Origin of the sequence: Pseudovibrio sp. WM33 (assembly GCF_001623165.1) — a bacterium.
In the GTDB taxonomy this organism is placed as follows: domain Bacteria; phylum Pseudomonadota; class Alphaproteobacteria; order Rhizobiales; family Stappiaceae; genus Pseudovibrio.
The window spans coordinates 24,697-40,433 of sequence record NZ_LMCK01000141.1 but is presented as its reverse complement, the minus strand read 5'-3'; the positions used below and the strand labels follow the sequence as shown (position 1 = coordinate 40,433).

General features: G+C 54.3%; 13 protein-coding genes. 8 read left to right on the top strand and 5 right to left on the bottom strand.

Going from position 1 to position 15,737, the window contains the following annotated elements; all coding sequences use genetic code 11:
- Nucleotides 1-42: 42 nt before the first annotated feature.
- The 3 genes from PsWM33_RS24600 (at nt 43) to PsWM33_RS24590 (ending at nt 3,546) form a co-directional block, all read left to right on the top strand.
- Entirely contained in the window at nt 43-1,494 is a 1,452-nt protein-coding gene (locus PsWM33_RS24600) for an SLC13 family permease (protein WP_063301969.1), read from the top strand.
- Between the two features lie 113 nt (nt 1,495-1,607).
- A complete protein-coding gene (locus tag PsWM33_RS24595) occupies nt 1,608-2,873 on the top strand; it encodes a vanadium-dependent haloperoxidase (RefSeq protein WP_063301968.1) in 1,266 nt (421 codons plus the stop codon).
- Between the two features lie 142 nt (nt 2,874-3,015).
- Nucleotides 3,016-3,546 (top strand): DUF2938 domain-containing protein, encoded by a 531-nt coding sequence (locus tag PsWM33_RS24590; RefSeq protein ID WP_063301967.1) that lies wholly within the window; start codon nt 3,016-3,018, stop codon nt 3,544-3,546.
- A 75-nt stretch (nt 3,547-3,621) separates the two neighbouring features.
- Here the strand turns inward: PsWM33_RS24590 and PsWM33_RS24585 are convergent, their stop codons facing one another.
- Entirely contained in the window at nt 3,622-4,221 is a 600-nt protein-coding gene (locus PsWM33_RS24585; RefSeq protein WP_063296147.1) for a flavoprotein, read from the bottom strand.
- A gap of 326 nt (nt 4,222-4,547) precedes the next feature.
- Between PsWM33_RS24585 and PsWM33_RS24580 the strand changes: the two genes are divergently transcribed.
- Entirely contained in the window at nt 4,548-5,561 is a 1,014-nt protein-coding gene (locus PsWM33_RS24580; protein ID WP_208994736.1) for an NAD-dependent epimerase/dehydratase family protein, read from the top strand.
- Between the two features lie 7 nt (nt 5,562-5,568).
- Here the strand turns inward: PsWM33_RS24580 and PsWM33_RS24575 are convergent, their stop codons facing one another.
- Complete coding sequence (locus PsWM33_RS24575) at nt 5,569-6,597, bottom strand: LacI family DNA-binding transcriptional regulator (protein ID WP_057461514.1); 1,029 nt, start codon at nt 6,595-6,597, stop codon at nt 5,569-5,571.
- A gap of 152 nt (nt 6,598-6,749) precedes the next feature.
- Here PsWM33_RS24575 and PsWM33_RS24570 point away from each other — a divergent pair, with 152 nt between their 5' ends.
- The 4 genes from PsWM33_RS24570 to PsWM33_RS24555 are packed head-to-tail and all read left to right on the top strand — an operon-like array spanning nt 6,750 to nt 11,920.
- Complete coding sequence (locus tag PsWM33_RS24570) at nt 6,750-7,775, top strand: ABC transporter substrate-binding protein (protein ID WP_063296146.1); 1,026 nt, start codon at nt 6,750-6,752, stop codon at nt 7,773-7,775.
- A 58-nt stretch (nt 7,776-7,833) separates the two neighbouring features.
- On the top strand, nt 7,834-10,044 hold the full coding sequence (locus PsWM33_RS24565; protein ID WP_193778465.1) for an ABC transporter permease: 2,211 nt from the start codon (nt 7,834-7,836) through the stop codon (nt 10,042-10,044).
- Nucleotides 10,041-11,102 carry an ABC transporter ATP-binding protein gene (locus PsWM33_RS24560; RefSeq protein ID WP_063301966.1) on the top strand — a complete coding sequence of 354 codons (1,062 nt, stop codon included), beginning with the start codon at nt 10,041-10,043 and terminating at the stop codon, nt 11,100-11,102. The genes PsWM33_RS24565 and PsWM33_RS24560 overlap by 4 nt, the downstream gene beginning before the upstream one ends.
- Nucleotides 11,099-11,920 (top strand): inositol monophosphatase family protein, encoded by an 822-nt coding sequence (locus PsWM33_RS24555; RefSeq protein WP_063301965.1) that lies wholly within the window; start codon nt 11,099-11,101, stop codon nt 11,918-11,920. The genes PsWM33_RS24560 and PsWM33_RS24555 overlap by 4 nt, the downstream gene beginning before the upstream one ends.
- A gap of 75 nt (nt 11,921-11,995) precedes the next feature.
- Here the strand turns inward: PsWM33_RS24555 and PsWM33_RS24550 are convergent, their stop codons facing one another.
- From PsWM33_RS24550 to PsWM33_RS24540, 3 genes are all read right to left on the bottom strand, one after another.
- Complete coding sequence (locus PsWM33_RS24550) at nt 11,996-13,753, bottom strand: TRAP transporter permease (RefSeq protein WP_063302000.1); 1,758 nt, start codon at nt 13,751-13,753, stop codon at nt 11,996-11,998.
- A 69-nt stretch (nt 13,754-13,822) separates the two neighbouring features.
- On the bottom strand, nt 13,823-14,776 hold the full coding sequence (locus PsWM33_RS24545; protein ID WP_063301964.1) for a TAXI family TRAP transporter solute-binding subunit: 954 nt from the start codon (nt 14,774-14,776) through the stop codon (nt 13,823-13,825).
- Nucleotides 14,777-14,994: 218 nt separating this feature from the next.
- Entirely contained in the window at nt 14,995-15,705 is a 711-nt protein-coding gene (locus PsWM33_RS24540) for a helix-turn-helix transcriptional regulator (protein ID WP_063301963.1), read from the bottom strand.
- Nucleotides 15,706-15,737: the final 32 nt, after the last annotated feature.

Here is a 15,737-nt window from a genome sequence, read left to right as displayed (position 1 = left end):
GTTCTGGCACCTCATTTTTCAAAATCAGAATCACAGGTCGCTATGACAGATCACACCCAGCACGATACAGCCCCAGCCTCCGGGCTCAGTCCCACGCCCGAAAAAATAAAATCCTCCTTTAACACCAAACAGACCTGGCAGTTTCTTGGAGTGGTGATTGCTGCAACAATCGCCGGCCTTCTGGCCTCCGCTTATCTGCCTGCTGGCATGGCCGTTGCAGCGGTCCTATCCGTTGGTTGTCTCGGCCTATGGGCAACGGGTGTGGTGCCGGAATACTGGACCGCGCTCGCCTTCTTCTTCGTTGCCATCGTAATCGGAATTGCCCCGCCGGAAGTGGTATTCTCCGGCTTCCAGACCTCAACCTTCTGGCTGCTGTTCGCAGGCCTCGTGCTTGGCGCTTCCATCAAGCACACCAAACTGGACAAACGAGCTGCCGTGCTGCTGATGCGTTTGCCGCTCAACAGCTATGCGGGGCTGGTCTCCAGCATTGTCGCCTTCAGTGTGGCGCTGGCGTTTGTGGTGCCCTCTTCCATTGGCCGTATCATGATTTTGCTGCCGGTGATCTCCGCCCTTGCTGCGCAGATAGGCTTCAAACCCGGCTCCAACGGGCGTACGGGTATGCTTTGTGCGGCGGCCTTTGCGACCTTCGCTCCAGCGTTCACCATTTTGCCTGCCAACGCCCCCAATATGATCCTCGCGGGGATGAGCGAGAGTCTGTATGACCTCAGCATTTCCTATTGGGATTACCTACGTCTGAACTTCCCGGTTCTGGGCATCCTGAAATCACTCATCCTTATCGGTCTGACACTAGTCCTGTTTCCGGACAAGCTCCCTCAGGACGCGCGTGAGACCACTGAGGAGGTACCACCAGTTAGTGCTCCTGAACGACGCCTGATGATCATTCTGGCCCTGTGCCTCATCTTCTGGCTGACGGACAGCCTGCATCCAATTGGCCCGGCATGGGTTGGCCTTGCGGCGGCTCTGGCCTGCTTCTGGCCCAATGCCAAGCTGACCTCCAAAACCTGCATCAATCAAGACCTGAGCTATGGCTCCCTGATGTTCGTCGCGGGCATCATGGGGCTGGGGGCTGTCATCTCAGTCGCCGGACTGGGTGAGGCTTTGGTTCAGGCTGTTGGCGGCAAAGCAGGTTTTGCGCAGGACACTCCAATTTGGAACCTCTCCGTTCTCACTGGCCTATCAACGCTGGTTGCCATGGCAACAAACCTGCCGGGTGTGCCAGCTGTGATGACACCGGTTGCCGGGGACTTGGCCGATGCCACTGGCCTGCCCTTGCAGACTGTTTTGATGACGCAGGTTATGGCGTTTTCCAATGTGTTCCTGCCGTTTCAGGCGCCGCCACTGGTCGCCGCCATTCAGGTTGGAAACCTGCCGCCGAAGGCCGTGATCAAACTGTGTCTGACGCTGTTTGCGATCAGCCTGTTCCTGCTTGTCCCGATCGACATGCTGTGGTGGTACCTGCTCGGATTTCTTTAAGCATCTTCAGACGGGCCCACACAAATTCTGAGGCCCGCCTTCCATTCTTTCGATTTGTGCAAAGCGAATTTCCATTCCTAGCTATAGCCGTTTTCAAATTGCGAGGTTTTAGTATGACGACCCGATTTACTTGGTTGAAGACAATTGCTTACAGCGGCGCTCTGGCGCTTGTGATTACTGGTGGAGCCGCCAAAGCAGAATTGGCTGCTGACTGGCAAGACACCGCTATGGGCCTTTTCAACGCTGAAAAGTGGCCAGGTGCCAAACGCCAGCGCGCCCTGACAATTTTGCATACTGCAATGTTCGATGCCGCAAACGCAGTCGAGGGCACCTACGCTCCTTACGCTTACACTGGCTCAACCAATCCGGATGCATCTGCGCAAGCAGCCGTCACTCAGGCCGCCCTGCATGTTCTGTTGACCCTTATGCCAGAGCGTAAAGCGGAGTTGGAAATTGCAGCAAAGGAGCGCCTTGCAAGCCTGAAGAGCCCTCAGTCCGGCATTGCTCTGGGCCAGGCTGTTGCGGAGCAAATTCTGGCAGCGCGCGCATCAGACAACGCTAACTTCTCGATAGATTACACGCCAGGTCCAGCAGAAGCGGGTGTGTATCAGCCAACGTCTAAACGCCAGATGGTTGCGCCGAAAATTCGTGAGATGAAACCATTTGTTCTGTCCTCTGCAACGCATTTCCGCGTGCCACCACCTCCGGCACTCGAGAGCATGCAGTATCAGCGTGGTCTGAGTGAAGTCGTAAAGTTGGGCGGCAAGGAAACACAGACTAATGAGGACAACGTCTTCATCGCCAAGCTTCATGCTGGCTCCGGCTCCGGTGCATGGAACCAGATCGCCCGCAAAAGCAGTGCGTCCTGTGATCTGTCCATGCTCGAGGAAGCTCGCACGCTGGCGCTTCTCAACCTTGCACTGACGGACTCACTGGTTGCTGGTTTCAACGCAAAGTATGAGTACGCGTTGTGGCGTCCGCAAACAGCAATGGAAGCTCTGGGCAAGACCTATAAGCACCCAACCCTCAAGGCCGATATGGAGTGGAGCTCTTTGGTGCCAGCACCAATGCATCCTGAATATCCATGTCAGCATTGCACCAGCGGCAGCGCGGCTCAGGAAGTCATGGAAGCCGTCTTCGGCGACGGCAAAATGACCTTCACCTTCAACGGCAAGGGCGGTCTTTCCAAAGACTATGTCAGCTTCCAGCAATTTGCTGAGGAAGAGTCAGAATCCCGCGTTCTCGGCGGCGTTCACTACCGCCGTTCCAACGCTGTTGGCGACATGTTGGGCTACCAGATTGGCTCTTACGTTGCAGAGACCTCTTTGCAGCCTCTGAAGCAAATCAGCGACATCAAGAAATGTGCAGGCAGCCGCTAGGTCAGCTCCTCCTGACTTAGCTTGCACTTGCAGGCCGCACTCCAATCCCCTCGCGGCCTGCTTTTTTTATCACCCCAGAAAAGGGAGCACTTGCAAGCGCCACTTCCGGCAAAGCACCCGCAGATCAAAAGGAACAGGTACTATGGAAAATCGAACTGGTTTAGCACTCCGCATTCTCTTTGTTGGCATTGGCGCAACGCTCTTCATGGATATCTGGGCCATCGCAGCAGATAGCCTCTTTGGCATTCCGCAGAGCAACTTCTCAGTGGTTGGCCGCTGGCTGGGGCACATGCTGGACGGACAATTCACGCACGAAAGCATCCGCCGCGCTGCACCTATCGCAGGAGAAGCAGCCATTGGCTGGACGGTGCATTATCTGGTCGGGATCATCTTCGTTGCAGCCTTCGTCATGATTTTTGGAAATCGTCAGCTGCAAAAACCATCCCTGATCCTTGCGATCTTGTTTGGTGTTGTGATGATCGTGTTCCCATTCTTCGTCATGCAACCATCTCTTGGCGCTGGCGTGATGGCTTCCAACAGGCCGAACCCTGACTTCGCTCGCCTGAAAAGCCTCATGACGCACTTCTCATTTGGCCTGGGTATGTATGTCGCGCTTTGGGTTCAGACCAAGATCTTCAAACCAATTGAAGCACCGGTTTCCTCCGCATCCTGATTGTTTCAGGATCACGAGAAAGCCCGCCGTTATTCTGAGCGGCGGGCTTTTTGTCGGTCGGGAAAGCTGCTTTAATTAGCTCAGCTCAAGCTCTCTGCGAACCTGATATTGAGGCAGATGCTTCTTGATCTGCTCCACCACAACCTCAGGGTCTGGCAAGGACTGGTGACCGTGGATCTTGCCCATATGCGGGTCAAAATTCTCACGCCATACCGGATCACACACCTCGTAGCCATCCTCACGGATTTGCGCCACATTGCGTCTGACAGAGGCTTTCTTCCACATGGGTCCGCCCATCACCGGAAAAAAGAGCACCGGAAACTCAGCTGCCAGAATGACGGTGGTCAATCGGTTGAGCGAAGATCCGTTGGCAACACCAGACAGCGTATTGGCCGTTGCTGGCATCACGGCGAGAATATCGTGCTCGGCTGCGATGCGTCCCGGTTTATCGGTGGACCAGTCTTTCGGATCATCTCCGCAGATCACCCGGTCCACGAACAGCGCGATGCTGTCCATGTTCACAAAGTTGATGGCATTGGGTGTGAACATGGCGGTGAGAGTGCAATCAATCGAATTCTTGATCTCTCGCAGATAGTTGGGCAGCAGAGTCGCATCCAGAGATGCGCTCGCCCCAATCAGAATGCGGGCTTTGTCGGGAGTGTCGTTGGTGACCATGGAAAAATCCTCTCTGTAAAATCCATTTCAAGATGATGGAGGTCCCGCGCGATTGGCGCCTTTGGATGAGTGACGGAACCCTAGGGGAGGTTGTTGACTGCACTTTGGCCCGCTCATCGCGCGGTGTCTTTTTCTGGTCGCCAGATGACCTCAAATCATGACTCATATTCCAATTGTTTCTTTGAAATGCTCTCCTCAGGTTTGCTGAGGGCGAGGGCTCAGGTTTGCTGATAGGCCGCCTCAGAACTTCCGATGTGCAATGAGAATGTACTGCTGGCATGGTTCCATTCAGATAAGCCATCAGGCTGCTGGAACTGGAGGGATTGATGAGGGGTGCTGAAGTCAAAACCATTTGCGTTGCAGGAGCCAGCGGGCTGGCCGGATCTTATATGGTCAAAGAAGCCCTCGCGCGCGGCTACCGCGTCAACTGCACCATGCGCGACATTTCCCAGCTTGATAAAGTCAGCGGGTTGATGCGTTTGCCCGGCGCGGCAGAAAGGCTGCATCTGTTTTCAGCGGATACATCCAACTCTGAAAGGTTCGATGCGCCAATGACACAAGCGAAGGCTGTGTTCATCGCCTGCATTCCAACAACCAAACACGGTGTAGACGGGACGCCCGCTGCGGAGTTGGGTCGCGAGCGCGGCTTGAAAGAGATCATCCAACCTGCAGAACAAGCCTGCCTGAACATCCTGAAAGCAGCACATCGGCAAGGGGTTAAAACAGCAATTCTCTGTTCCAGCACAGCCTCCGCAGAACCAACCACACCCTCCTTTGAAAAACAGGAGGACAAAGACATTTCAGATGCCGAGATGCAGATTCAGCAGAAGAAATATGCGCAGGCCCAAAAGACTGTAATGGAAGCAGCGGCAGAAGAGTTCACCGAGCAACATGGCATGAAGCTTTGCACCTTCTTGCCAAGCATGATGGTAGGCGCCCCCCTCCTACCCTCGCATTTGAAAGGTCACGTTCTCAGCTTTCTTGCAAAACTGCGGCACGGCAAAACGGGTTGGCACAGCACGGTTCCAGCAGGCTCCATGTCCCTCACCTCCCCGCAGGATCTTGCAAGGATGGCATTGGCCGCTTTAGAGCAGTCAGAGGCCTCCGGACGCTACTTTGCTGTGAGCGGCAGTTGGACTTGGCTCCGGATTTACCAGGAGATTGCCGAGTACGTGCCGCTGGAGGCGCTGCCTGCCCCACTTGGCAGAGATCCGGAACCGCCAACGCGCTTTGACTTCAGCAAGCGCGACAGCCTTGGTGTTCCCATACGAGGCATTCAGGAGATGTTTGCAGAGTTTTATGAGGCCTATGAGCAGGTCAGGCTCGTTCCTCAAGCCTGATACTTTGCTACTTCATCGGCACACGTGCTTTTTGCACGCTGTTGCGCCACACAAACTTGGCGGGCAGCTTCACCGTTTCACTGGACGGTTGCTCCGTGGTGCACCATTCAAGGCACTTGTCGATGATCTGATCGGTCGGCTGCGCAAAGGTGGTCAGGTCATACCCTTCCCATTCTGCCTGCTGAATATTGTCAAACCCAATCACTGAAAGATCATCTGGTGTGCGCAAGCCAAATCGCTGACGCGCAGCATCAATGACACCGCACGCAATCAGATCTGTGGTGCAGAAGATGCCATCCGGACGGTCTTCACGATCAAGCAGTGCCGTTCCTAGCTCCAGACCTGCCTGATAGGATGTGAAACCATCCACCTCACACAGAACATCAACCCCGGCGTCTTCAGCAGCGGCAAGGAAACCCTTCTGTCGTTCCACAATGCTCCAGGTCGCATTTGCAGAGTTAGCAAGGGCGATTCGCTTACATCCTGCACGCAAAAGAGCCTTCAGTGCGGTTTTGCCTGCTGCTCTGTTATCCGGCCCAATCTGTAGAGAACCCGGGAAATCTTCCTCACGATTGATCAAAACCAGCTTCATGCCATTGCTAAAACATGTGTCGGCTAAGGAAGGATCGGGCGCACCGGACAAAATAATCGCTGCTTCTGTGCGAAAACTGATGGCCTGAAGCAGTGCATCCTTCACACGCTCCTCATATCCACTGGTGTTGATAAGCATTGTTACCTTACCAGCAGCCTGTAGCCTTTCGGAGAGTTCAGCGATCATCGCAGCGCGGTGCGGCGTATCAATCTCAGCAGCAACAAGCGCTACGATACCACTTTCAGAGCGGTTGAGACTGCTCGCGAGGCGGTTGACGCGGTACCCTAGTATTTCTGCGGACTTCAATACTTTAGCGCGCGTCGCGTCAGAAACACTGGCCCCCGGAGTAAAGGTTCTGGAGACAGAAACACGGGACACGCCAGCGTGGCGCGCTACGTCCTCAGCCCTGACCTGCTGCTTTCTTGAAGACACTTTTTCCGACATCAAATTTCACTGATTATTGTACACGTTTGCATCTCCATATCAGGAAATATCCAGAAAATAAATTAGTCTTTCTTGGAATAAAGTTGACATTGCAAAAATTTAGCCGACTATATTATGTACACGTGTACACAACGTGTTTGGGAGGAGTAAACATGAAATCCATTAAGACAGCTTTGTTGGGTGCAACCCTCATTGTGGGTGCTGGTGCAAGCGCGGCGTCTGCAGATGAACTCAATGTCATCTGCTCCGCTGACAACGCTCTGTGCGAAAAGCTCGCAGCAAAGTTTGAAGAAAAGTCGGGTGCTGACGTCAGCATGATCCGTCTTTCTTCAGGCGAAGCTTATGCAAAGATCCGTGCAGAAGCTCGCAACCCGCAGACGGACGTATGGTGGGGTGGAACCGGAGATCCGCATCTGCAGGCAGCAAACGATCAGCTCTCTGTCGCTTACAAATCGCCAATGCTGGAAGAACTTCTGCCATGGGCGGTTGCTCAGGCTGAAACCTCCGGCTACCGCACAGTAGGCGTGTATTCTGGCGCACTAGGCTGGGGCTACAACAAAGAGATCCTCGCGGAAAAGGGCATCGAAGGCCCTAAATGCTGGTCTGACCTGCTAAATCCTGCGTTGAAGGGCGAAATCTCTATTGCAGATCCAAACTCTTCAGGCACCGCATACACCGCACTTGCTACTCTCGTTCAGTTGATGGGTGAAGAAGAAGCCTTCGAATACCTGTTGGCTATGGGCAAGAACGTATCGCAGTACACCAAGTCCGGTTCCGCTCCTGTTAAGGCAGCGGCCCGCGGTGAAGCAGGTCTCGGTATCGTGTTTATGCACGATGCAGTGAAACAGGCTGAAGCAGGCTTCCCAATCGAGGTTGTCGCTCCATGTGAAGGCACCGGTTACGAAATCGGTTCAATGTCTCTCATTGACGGTGCGCCAAACCCAGACACTGCAAAAGTGTTCTACGATTGGGTGCTGACCCCAGAAGCACAGAACCTGATGGCGGAAACTGGTTCCTACCAGATTCCATCCAACAAGGGTTCTACCCAGCCAGAAGCTGCTCCTAAGCTCGAGAACGTACGTCTCATCGACTACGATTTCGCAGAATACGGAAGCAGTGACCGCCGCAGAAACCTGCTGGCACGCTGGGACATGGAAGTTGGCGCTGCTGCAAACTGATTGAGATCGGGGCGAGTTAACGCTCGCCCCGTTTCCCCAAAAAATCTGGTTTTTCCAAATGACAAATGAAAATCGTCGGCTGGACCTCGCACTCATATGCGGCGTCCTTGGGTTGTTTATATTGCCTTGGTTCCACATTCGCAGCGGCTTTTTTGGCGGCGAATGGGTCTTGGATCTATTGAGCAAAGAGCGTTATTGGCCGGGCTTTTTCCAGCTCTTCCTTGGAAAGCTGCAACTGCTCCCCGTGTTTGCTCTTGTTGGTGCTGCCGGATACCTGCGCCTGAAATCTGCGCCGGGCCACCGTGGCAAACTGATTGCCATCATCGGCGCTCTTGGCCTGTTCTGGATGGTGCTGGAAGGCCTTTCCATTGGCCTGCGTGGCTGGAACTGGAGCCTGCTGGAAGCAACATTTGGCCGTATCGATGGTCAGCCCGCATTTGGCGCTGGTGCCGTGTTGCTCGCACTCACGTTCACCACCTTCATTTCATTTGGCCTGGCTGAAAAGGGCGCTCTCAAAGGCGACGCGATTGTCCTCACCGCCGTCTCGCTTTTGATCCTGCTTGTAGCGACCTTTGTATTTTACCCAATTCTGTCCATGTTCGCTGGTGCGTTTCAGGATTTCCGTGGCAACTTCACCACTGAAGGTGTCATGCGGAATATCACCGATCCGCAAATCTGGAAGCTGAACTGTCTGATTGGCGGAAGTTGCGGCATTGCATGGCGCACCATGTTCCTCGCGATTGCAACAGCGGCAGGCTCCACCCTCCTGGGCCTTGCGTTTGCGCTGATCGTAACCCGCACGCAGATGCCATTCCGCAAAAGCCTGCGCACCTTGAGCATTCTGCCAATCATCACGCCTCCTTTCGTGATTGGTCTTTCTCTGACCCTGATGCTGGGCCGTACTGGCTTTGTCACCGAGGCCATTGAAGCTGCAACGGGCCTTGAGCTGGGCCGCTGGATCTACGGTCTTCCGGGGATCTGGATTGCACAGATGCTCAGCTTCACACCAATCTCCTTCCTCGTGCTGGTTGGCGTTGTTGAGGGCATTAGCCCATCACTGGAAGAAGCAAGTCAGACCATGCGCTCTGGCCGCTGGAGAACCTTCCGCAAAGTGTCATTGCCTCTGATGGCACCGGGTCTGGCAAACGCCTTCCTGATCGGCTTCATCGAGTCCATGGCTGACTTCGGCAACCCGATGGTTCTGGGTGGTAACGGCGGCGTGCTCTCGACAGAGATCTTCTTCGCGGTTGTAGGTGCACAGAGTGATCCATCCCGTGCAGCCGTTCTGGCGATGATCCTCCTCGGCTTCACACTCTCTGCCTTCTTTGCGCAGCGTATGTGGCTTGGTAAGCGGAACTTCGCAACCGTTACCGGTAAGGGTGATGGTGGCCGTTACTCAAAACTGCCACGGCGTATTGCAATCCCGGTCGGCACCATTGTTGCGCTCTGGAGCTTGTTCACCGTTGCTGTGTACGGCCTGATCCTGTTCGGTGGCTTCGTGAAAGTCTGGGGTCTGGACCACAGTGTCACGCTGGCGCACTACATCACCGCGTTCTCCATCTCGTTTGAAAACGGCTTTGCCTTTACCGGCGTTGCGTGGAACAGCTTCTGGACCACAATGTGGATCGCTCTAGCCGCAGCCCCATTGACTGCTGCAGTTGGCATCCTATCCGCATGGCTCATCGTTCGCCAGGACTTCCCGGGCAAATCCGCCTTTGAATTCGGCCTGATGATGAGCTTCGCAATTCCGGGCACCGTGATTGGTATCAGCTACATTCTGGCGTTCAACCTGCCACCGCTGCAGATGACGGGCACCGCTCTGATCCTGATCTTCTGCTTCGTGTTCCGCAACATGCCAGTGGGTGTGCGCGGCGGTGTAGCGGCAATGTCTCAGCTGGATAAGAACCTGGATGAAGCTTCCTTGACACTGGGTGCAAACAGCGCGCGTACACTGAAAAAAGTGATCCTGCCGCTGCTGCGTCCCGCCATTCAGGCGGCACTGGTCTACAGCTTCGTGCGTGCGATCACATCCATCTCTGCGGTCATCTTCCTTGTGAGCGCGAAATACAACATGGCGACGGCCTATGTGGTCGGTCTGGTTGAGAACGGCGAATACGGGGTGGCGATTGCCTACAGCTCCGTCCTCATCTTCGTGATGGTCACCATCATTCTCATCTTCCAGCTGCTGGTTGGTGAAAGAAAACTCCGTCGTCCGGAAAACACTCAAAAATCTCCTGCTCAGGGTAAACTGAAGGAAGTCGCAGCATGACACATTCTAAATTTGGTCAGGTCCGCTTCGAAAATACCGGCAAAAACTACGGCGACTTTACTGCAATCCCGAACCTCAATCTTACGATCGAGCCGGGTCAGCTGGTTACCCTGCTGGGGCCATCTGGGTGTGGCAAGACGACAACCCTGCGTATGATCGCAGGGTTGGAGACCCCAACATCTGGCCGCATCATGATTGGTGGAGATGATGTCACCCGTCTTCCACCGAACGAGCGTGACGTGTCCATGGTGTTCCAGTCTTATGCCCTGTTCCCGCACATGAGCGTGCTTGAGAACGTGAAATACGGCTTGGAATCCAGTGGTTTCAAAGACGCAGAAGATCTGGCTCTGAAAGGTCTCGACCTTGTCGGCCTGCGCGAAAAAGCACCGCGTCTTCCCTCCGAGTTGTCCGGTGGTCAGCAGCAGCGTGTAGCTGTCGCCCGTGCACTGGTTCTGGAGCCTCAGGTTCTTCTGCTTGATGAGCCGCTCTCCAACCTGGACGCCCGCCTGCGTCGTCTGGTGCGTACTGAAATCCGTGAAATCCAGCAACGCCTTGATTTCACTGCAGTTTACGTCACCCACGACCAGGAAGAAGCGCTCGCAGTTTCCGACCGCATTGTTGTGATGCGTGATGGCCTCATTGAGCAGGATGGCACGCCCTATGAGCTTTATGAGAGCCCGGCTTCCGAGTTCATCGCGGACTTCATCGGCGAAGCAAACATCCTCGACTGTGACATCAGCGGAGTAAATGCAGAGACCGCAAACGTTCAAATTGGCGGCAAAGGCTTTGACTTGCGCAGCCGTAACCACAGCATTGGTAAGGGTAAATTGGCAGCGCGTGCCAACTCCATCAAGCTCAGCAGAGATGTGAATGGTGGACCGGCCGGCAAGATCAAAAGCGCAGCTTATCTTGGAGATCACTTCCAATACGAAGTGATGAGCGACCTTGGCTTGCTGTTCGTCATAGACAACCACACTGATGAACTGCTGGAAAACGGAACCTCTGTTGGCATCGACTTTGACGCACGCGGTCTCGCACTGATTGGTGGTAAAAAATGACCACCGAAACAGTTCTGGACCAAGCTGCCCAGTTAGAGCAACGTTTCAACGCGGCCCAAAAGATGGCCGATGAAGCGGCAGCGCTCGCTCTTGAGCACTTCGCCAATCGTGATGATTTAAACATCGACACAAAACGGCATCCGCAGGATGTCGTTTCTGAAGCCGACAAAGCCGTGGAGCAAAAAATCCGCAGCCTGATCGCCAAACACTTCCCTGAGGATGCGTTGCTTGGAGAGGAATTTGGCTTTGTGGAAGGGACAACCGGTTACACTTGGGTCATTGACCCAATTGACGGAACTGCCCCGTTTCTCAATGGCTTACCAGGGTGGTGCGTGTGCATTGCCGTAACCGACAAAGACGGTGCTGCCATCGGTATCATTGATGTTCCGGTCCTCAAAGAACGCTTTGCTGCCCTGCGCGGTAAAGGCACCACACTCAACGGTTCCTCTGTTCGGGTGACCGAACGATTTAACCTGCAGACCGGCATGCTGGGCGTTGGCGCGAATGATCGTGTTGCTCCTGCGCAGGTCGGTAAAATGTTCGAAGACCTGATGTCCGCAGGCGTGAGCTACACTCGTTATGGCTCAGGTGCATTGATGTTGGCATGGGTCGCTGCGGGGCGCTTGGTTGGCTACGTTGAGCCGCGCATGTCTGCCTGGGACTGCATGGCTGCATACTGCCTTATCACTGAAGCTGGCGGGAAAATTCTCCCATTTCCGATGGCTGAGAACCCAAGTGCCCCGTATCCTGTTTTGGGCGCTGCTCCGCAGGTGTTCGATGAGGTTATGGACCTCACAAATCTAACCCAGTTTGCCTAGTCTCCCGAGTAGACAACGGGTTAGATCATACTTGCAGGCGCTGTTCACCCAGAGCAGCGCCTGTTTTTTTTGCACTCAGATGAAGAGCAGAACACCACCGCCCGCGATCAGGCCACCGCGGATAAGTGGTGAGAACGGTGCGATGACTCCGTAGGAAATAGCGGAGAGCGCGAGCCCCACCTTGACTGTTGCCAACAACGACCAAACAGGCGAACTCACAAGCGTGATCAGCGTCGGATTTGCTATCATTCCCAACGGGATAAGGTAAAGACCAATACCCAGCGCCATAGCGAACAGAGCGACCTTCAACCAGTTCTCATTTACCATTCCCGCAGCGATAAACACCGCTCCGCAAACAGGGGGAGTAATGGTGGAGAGCAGCGCGAACCAGAACACGAACAGGTGTGCCTGAAGCGGTTCCAGCCCAATATCAATAAGCGCTGGCCCAGCAACAGAAACGCAGATCACATAGGCTGCAGTTGTTGGCACTTCCATGCCCAGAACCATGCAAGCCAGAGCCGTCAGCAGCAAAGCTGGCCACAACATGCCGCCAGAACCGGAGAGGATAAGTGAGGTGATCTTCACCCCAAGGCCTGTCACCCCAAGCGTGCCGATGATGATGGAGGCACAGAGAATAATCGACGCGATCATTGCCACCTGTTTGCCGGAGTTCATCAGCGCTTGCTCGAAGCGCCCACCGATTTTCCGCAGGTCTACCTTAAAGTTCTTGTCGATCAGCAACAACACAACCGCTGCCATAATCGCCAGACACGCTGCGTATTGAGGGGTATAACCCAGCACAAACATCGCCCAGAGCAGCACCGTAAACGGCACGAGGAAGAACAGCGATGTGATGATAACTGAGCGCGTATCCGGCTGGTCTTCCGCCGCCAATCCCTTCAGCTCATAGCGCCGCGCGAAGGCATTGATGCCCATCCAGACCGCGAAAAAGTACAGAAATGCGGGCAAAATCGCAGCGGCCATGATGCCGGTGTAGGGAACGCCGGTTAGTTCCACCATGACAAAAGCGCCCGCTCCCATCAGCGGTGGCATGATTTGTCCCCCTGAGGAGGCGACAGCTTCCACGGCGGCGGCAAGTGCACGCGGGTAGCCCAGTTTGGTCATGGCGGGCAGCGTAATCGCCCCGGTAGAGGCTACGTTGGCGGAAGCAGAACCAGAGATGGAACCGAACAAAGCCGATGAAATCACTGAGACTTTCGCCGTTCCGCCTTTCAGCTTACCTGCGGCGGCGGCAGCCACATTCATGAAACCAGCGCCTGCTTCACCGGCATTCAAAAATGCACCGAAAATGACGAAGATCGCGACAACACCAACAGATACTCCCGTCAGCTTGCCCCATAATCCCCCTTCAGCAATGGTCATGGTGCCGAGAAAACTTTCCAGCGGAACACCAGCATAGCCAAACTCACCGGGGATATGTTGCCCAAACATGCCATAGGCCAGAGCAATCAAAGCCACCAGCGGCAGCGGCCAGCCGATGGCTCTGCGCGCCATTTCTAGCACCGTGATCAGCAGACCGAATGCCAGATAAAGCTGAAAATCATCAATAAGATAGCCATATTGATCCGACAGGTCTGAGTGGTTCCATGCAATCCAGCCAGCAGCGAAAACGCCAAAGACTGTGAGTACATAACCCGTCACCTTCTCAAGGGGATTACGCGCCATCAGGATGAGCGCCCAAGGCAGCGCGAGAGCCATGTGCAGCGGACGGCTGACCAGATTGGGAACCAGACCAGAAAAGATCAGCCCAAGATGAAACAGAACAGTGGCCGCGCCGAGAACGAGCCAGATGTAACGATGAATTTTATTCAATGAAACAGCCCAGGAAGAGAAAGGCCCGAAGATCACTCCGGGCCCAAGCAAGTGTGTTAAATCGTTGGCTTAGCGCTGCGCGTCGGTGATTGTGTACCCAACTTCATCATAAAACTTCAGTGCGCCCGGATGGATTTTGCCGCTGATGTTGCCGAGCAGATCTTTGCTCACGCCGTTCCACCATGCTGCGCCCTTGCCCATTTTTTCCTTCTGGTCCCAGAAGCTTTTGGTCAGCGCGTACGCGGTTGCATCATCCATCTGCGTTGTCGTGTAAGCTACAACTGGCAGAGAAGTTGTTGTAATGTCAGCGTCTTGACCTGCGTAAGTGCCAGCTGGGATCACCAGTTTGGTGCGCTTGGTCTGGGCGATCTGATCATCAGAAAGAGACAGAACATCTACACCGGTACCAGCAGCAGCCTCAATCACGTTTGGCGCCGGGTAAGATCCGGCGGTCACGAAACCATCAATCTGACCATTCTTCAGCGCAGGCACAGCGTTGGAAAGCTCTACATCTGCCAGCTCTACTTCACCTTCAAGGCCAAACAGTTTCAGGTACTTAGCGCCTTCACGCGCACCAAAGGAGCCTTTGCCGATGAGGATTTTCTTACCCTTCATGTCCGCAAAGCTCTCAATGCCGCTGTCTTCACCAACAACAAAGTGCATGGTCAATGACGGGATTGGGAACAGTGCACGGATTTCACCAAACTTGGGATTTGCCCGCTTCTCGAACATCGCCTTCCCGCCTTTGGCGAGTTTCACCAACACTGGCGGTGTGGTGAAAACGTAGTTGCCCGGGCGCACCGCAGATTCCATCACGTTCTGAACAGAACCCTGACTTTCTTCAACGGTTACAATGATATCTCCACCTGAGGCTTCTTTCATTGCTTCCGCAATCTGTACTGCCATCTGGTAATAGGAGGATGAGGTTTTCGCTGATTTATAAGTGACGCGGGTTTCCGCCTGCGCGCTAAACGAAAACGCAACAAGAGCTGCAGCAGCCACGCATGAGTGTAATAGTTTCATGGATCATCCTCTGGAACGACAAATACTTAAAATTGCTGAGAGATTTTATCGAGTATGTGAGGTGTTTCAAGTAGGGGGATCAGCTTACCGCTGATCTGAGGCGGAAATTTTCTCATGAATGCATGACAGAACGAACAGCTTGCGCGATTTTGCGTTTTTTACGTGAAATCTGCGTTACTCGCGTTTTGCATGCGTTGAAATGAGTGTTTGTCGTGCGATCATATCAGAAGGCCGTTTTTGTCTAAAGTCTCCTGAAACTCTTCCTTCGGTAGCAGTCGGAAATGATCCGCCGTCATCTCCGCCGTCATCTCCGCCGTCAGAATTCGATCACACCGAAATGTGCGCGGCGCATTGCGCAGATGATCAAATGCGATCACGTACCAAACAGGATAATTCAACATGAGGTAGTGAGGCTCGATCCGCCGTTCGGAACTTGCACCGTCCTCACGCTTATATCCGATTGTGAGCATCACCTGATCAATGAAGGCCTGATGCAGCGCCTGCACGACATCTTTGGGAGGCGCATTGATCGTCCGCTGCACATAAGTGGAGGCGGTGGACCCAATCAGAATACGAGACTTCAGGCGGTTTACCTTATGCCGCTTTTCCGGTGAGAACGACGCCACCAGTTGTCGGCGAACGGAACCGAGGCTCGCCAGAAACATGGGCGAGTCCATTTGCTCTGAGACCGCGATGCTGATCAGCAGATCGACCGCTTCCGGGTACGCTAGGTTCATGCGCCCAACACCCCAGTTACGATCAAGGCGGACACCACCACCGCGACCACGATCAGCATCAATAGGCAGGCCCTGCTCGCGCATCAGCTGAAGGTCCCGAGTGATCGTGCGTTCGCTGACATCATGCTGAAGGGCCAGATCTTTGACTGTGCAAAGCTCTTCCTGCTTCAGCTGAACAGCCAGCAATTCCATCCGTCTTAATCTGCCATTTGAATTTGTGCGCG